2 rRNA genes are annotated in these 5,056 nt (G+C 58.0%); both read right to left on the bottom strand.

What is annotated here, in order from left to right:
- A 23S ribosomal RNA gene (locus JW592_RS32325) occupies positions 1-3,017 on the bottom strand; the annotation flags it as partial.
- A gap of 299 nt (positions 3,018-3,316) precedes the next feature.
- A 16S ribosomal RNA gene (locus JW592_RS32330) occupies positions 3,317-4,846 on the bottom strand.
- Positions 4,847-5,056: the final 210 nt, after the last annotated feature.

Consider the following 5,056-nt stretch of genomic DNA (forward strand, 5'->3'; position numbering starts at 1 on the left):
AAGGGGGTGGGAGTCCTCATCTCGAAGCAGGCTTCCCGCTTAGATGCTTTCAGCGGTTATCCTTCCCGAACGTAGCCAACCAGCCATGCCCTTGGCAGAACAACTGGCACACCAGAGGTCCGTCCGTCCCGGTCCTCTCGTACTAGGGACAGCCCTTCTCAAGACTCCTACGCGCGCAGCGGATAGGGACCGAACTGTCTCACGACGTTCTAAACCCAGCTCGCGTACCGCTTTAATGGGCGAACAGCCCAACCCTTGGGACCGACTCCAGCCCCAGGATGCGACGAGCCGACATCGAGGTGCCAAACCATCCCGTCGATATGGACTCTTGGGGAAGATCAGCCTGTTATCCCCGGGGTACCTTTTATCCGTTGAGCGACGGCGCTTCCACAAGCCACCGCCGGATCACTAGTCCCGACTTTCGTCCCTGCTCGACCCGTCAGTCTCACAGTCAAGCTCCCTTGTGCACTTACACTCACCACCTGATGACCAACCAGGCTGAGGGAACCTTTGGGCGCCTCCGTTACCCTTTAGGAGGCAACCGCCCCAGTTAAACTACCCACCAGACACTGTCCCCGATCCGGATCACGGACCCAGGTTAGACATCCAGCACGACCAGAGTGGTATTTCAACAACGACTCCACGAACACTGGCGTGCCCGCTTCACAGTCTCCCACCTATCCTACACAAGCCGAACCGAACACCAATATCAAGCTGTAGTAAAGGTCCCGGGGTCTTTCCGTCCTGCTGCGCGAAACGAGCATCTTTACTCGTACTGCAATTTCACCGGGCCTATGGTTGAGACAGTCAAGAAGTCGTTACGCCATTCGTGCAGGTCGGAACTTACCCGACAAGGAATTTCGCTACCTTAGGATGGTTATAGTTACCACCGCCGTTTACTGGCGCTTAAGTTCTCAGCTTCACCCACCCGAAAGTGAGCTAACCGGTCCCCTTAACGTTCCAGCACCGGGCAGGCGTCAGTCCGTATACATCGCCTTACGGCTTCGCACGGACCTGTGTTTTTAGTAAACAGTCGCTTCTCGCTGGTCTCTGCGGCCACCCCCAGCTCACCAAGCATGTTGGATCACCAGGCGTGGCCCCCCTTCTCCCGAAGTTACGGGGGCATTTTGCCGAGTTCCTTAACCATAGTTCACCCGAACGCCTCGGTATTCTCTACCAGACCACCTGAGTCGGTTTAGGGTACGGGCCGCCACACAACTCGCTAGAGGCTTTTCTCGACAGCACAGGATCACCCACTTCACCACAAACGGCTCGGCATCAGGTCTCACCCACAAGCCAGGCGGATTTACCTACCTGACGGGCTACACCCTTACCCCGGGACAACCATCGCCCGGGCTGGACTACCTCACTGCGTCACCCCATCACTCACCTACTACAAGCTTGGACCGTCGGCTCCACCACACCCGTCTTCCGAAGAAAACAGAGGGCTTCACGGACTTAGCATCACCCGATTCGATGTTTGACGCTGCATAGCGGGTACCGGAATATCAACCGGTTCTCCATCGACTACGCCTGTCGGCCTCGCCTTAGGTCCCGACTTACCCTGGGCAGATCAGCTTGACCCAGGAACCCTTAGTCAATCGGCGCACACGTTTCTCACGCATGTATCGCTACTCATGCCTGCATTCTCACTCGTGAACCATCCACAACTCGCTTCCACGGCTGCTTCACCCGGCACACGACGCTCCCCTACCCACCCACACACCCGTTAGAGCTATTGTGTGAGTGACACGACTTCGGCGGTGTACTTGAGCCCCGCTACATTATCGGCGCGGAATCACTTGACCAGTGAGCTATTACGCACTCTTTCAAGGATGGCTGCTTCTAAGCCAACCTCCTGGTTGTCCCTGCGACTCCACATCCTTTCCCACTTAGCACACGCTTAGGGGCCTTAGTCGATGCTCTGGGCTGTTTCCCTCTCGACCATGGAGCTTATCCCCCACAGTCTCACTGCCGCGCTCTCACTTACCGGCATTCGGAGTTTGGCTAAGGTCAGTAACCCGGTAGGGCCCATCGCCTATCCAGTGCTCTACCTCCGGCAAGAAACACACGACGCTGCACCTAAATGCATTTCGGGGAGAACCAGCTATCACGGAGTTTGATTGGCCTTTCACCCCTAACCACAGGTCATCCCCCAGGTTTTCAACCCTGGTGGGTTCGGGCCTCCACGAAGTCTTACCTCCGCTTCACCCTGCCCATGGCTAGATCACTCCGCTTCGGGTCTTGAACACGCTACTCAACCGCCCTCTTCGGACTCGCTTTCGCTACGGCTCCCCCACACGGGTTAACCTCGCAACATGCCGCAAACTCGCAGGCTCATTCTTCAAAAGGCACGCAGTCACGACAGACAGTGCGAACACTGCCTGCGACGCTCCCACGGCTTGTAGGCACACGGTTTCAGGTACTCTTTCACTCCGCTCCCGCGGTACTTTTCACCATTCCCTCACGGTACTATCCGCTATCGGTCACCAGGGAATATTTAGGCTTGACGGGTGGTCCCGCCAGATTCACACAGGATTTCTCGGGCCCCATGCTACTTGGGACACCCACAAACGAGTTGCTGACGTTTCAGCTACGGGGGTCTTACCCTCTACGCCGGGCCTTTCGCATGCCCTTCGCCTACACCAACAATTTCTTACTCGTCCAGCAGCCGGCAGACCACTGAAGTGAGCTCCCACAACCCCGCATGCGCAACCCCTGCCGGGTATCACACACATACGGTTTAGCCTCCTCCGGTTTCGCTCACCACTACTCCCGGAATCACGGTTGTTTTCTCTTCCTACGGGTACTGAGATGTTTCACTTCCCCGCGTTCCCTCCACACCGCCTATACATTCAGCGGCAGGTGACAGCCCATGACGACTGCCGGGTTCCCCCATTCGGACACCCCCGGATCACAGCTCGGTTGACAGCTCCCCGGGGCCTATCGCGGCCTCCCACGTCCTTCATCGGTTCCTGGTGCCAAGGCATCCACCGTGCGCCCTTAAAAACTTGGCCACAGATGCTCGCGTCCACTGTGCAGTTCTCAAACAACAACCAGCCACCCACCACCCCGCCACAAACAGCGAGTTCACTGGGACCGGCGCAGAAGGACAGCCACCAACGGCCGCACCCTCAGACACCCAACAGCGCGCCCGACACGATCCAGACCGCCTGCGTTCCACGCCGAAGCAGTACTAACAGACATCCCTGACCGTGCCGAATAGTCAACGTTCCACCCATGAGCAACCCACCGTCAGACACTCGCTGACGCAATGGGCCTCTGGACCACCGTGGTGGCCAAAGATGCTCCTTAGAAAGGAGGTGATCCAGCCGCACCTTCCGGTACGGCTACCTTGTTACGACTTCGTCCCAATCGCCAGTCCCACCTTCGACGATTCCCTCCCCACAAAGGGGGTTGGGCCACCGGCTTCGGGTGTTACCGACTTTCGTGACGTGACGGGCGGTGTGTACAAGGCCCGGGAACGTATTCACCGCAGCAATGCTGATCTGCGATTACTAGCGACTCCGACTTCATGGGGTCGAGTTGCAGACCCCAATCCGAACTGAGACCGGCTTTTTGAGATTCGCTCCACCTCACGGCATCGCAGCTCATTGTACCGGCCATTGTAGCACGTGTGCAGCCCAAGACATAAGGGGCATGATGACTTGACGTCGTCCCCACCTTCCTCCGAGTTGACCCCGGCAGTCTCCCGTGAGTCCCCAACCTCCGAAGAGTTGCTGGCAACACAGGACAAGGGTTGCGCTCGTTGCGGGACTTAACCCAACATCTCACGACACGAGCTGACGACAGCCATGCACCACCTGTACACCGACCCAAAGGGGGGCACTGTCTCCAGCGCTTTCCGGTGTATGTCAAGCCTTGGTAAGGTTCTTCGCGTTGCGTCGAATTAAGCCACATGCTCCGCCGCTTGTGCGGGCCCCCGTCAATTCCTTTGAGTTTTAGCCTTGCGGCCGTACTCCCCAGGCGGGGCACTTAATGCGTTAGCTGCGGCACGGACGACGTGGAATGTCGCCCACACCTAGTGCCCAACGTTTACGGCGTGGACTACCAGGGTATCTAATCCTGTTCGCTCCCCACGCTTTCGCTCCTCAGCGTCAGTATCGGCCCAGAGATCCGCCTTCGCCACCGGTGTTCCTCCTGATATCTGCGCATTTCACCGCTACACCAGGAATTCCAATCTCCCCTGCCGAACTCCAGCCTGCCCGTATCGAATGCAGACCCGGGGTTAAGCCCCGGGCTTTCACATCCGACGCGACAAGCCGCCTACGAGCTCTTTACGCCCAATAATTCCGGACAACGCTCGCACCCTACGTATTACCGCGGCTGCTGGCACGTAGTTAGCCGGTGCTTCTTCTGCAGGTACCGTCACTTGCGCTTCTTCCCTGCTGAAAGAGGTTTACAACCCGAAGGCCGTCATCCCTCACGCGGCGTCGCTGCATCAGGCTTGCGCCCATTGTGCAATATTCCCCACTGCTGCCTCCCGTAGGAGTCTGGGCCGTGTCTCAGTCCCAGTGTGGCCGGTCGCCCTCTCAGGCCGGCTACCCGTCGTCGCCTTGGTAGGCCATCACCCCACCAACAAGCTGATAGGCCGCGGGCTCATCCTGCACCGCCGGAGCTTTCCACCACCATGAGATGCCTCAAGTGGTCGTATCCGGTATTAGACCCCGTTTCCAGGGCTTGTCCCGAAGTGCAGGGCAGATTGCCCACGTGTTACTCACCCGTTCGCCACTAATCCACCACCGAAGCGGCTTCATCGTTCGACTTGCATGTGTTAAGCACGCCGCCAGCGTTCGTCCTGAGCCAGGATCAAACTCTCCGTGAATGCTTCATTCGCGGAAGAGCGGAACCAAGAAGAGGAATAATCCCCTCGGTTCACAGCATCCTCGCTGTGTTGTTTCAAAGGAACCTCAACCCACCACTGAAGGATGGGCCGGGGTATCAACATATCTGGCGTTGACTTTTGGCACGCTGTTGAGTTCTCAAGGAACGGACGCTTCCTTCGGATTCCCTCCCGGGTCTCCTCCGGACGTTT

The organism is Streptomyces spirodelae, assembly GCF_017676385.1.
Classification (GTDB): Bacteria; Actinomycetota; Actinomycetes; order Streptomycetales; family Streptomycetaceae; genus Streptomyces; species Streptomyces spirodelae.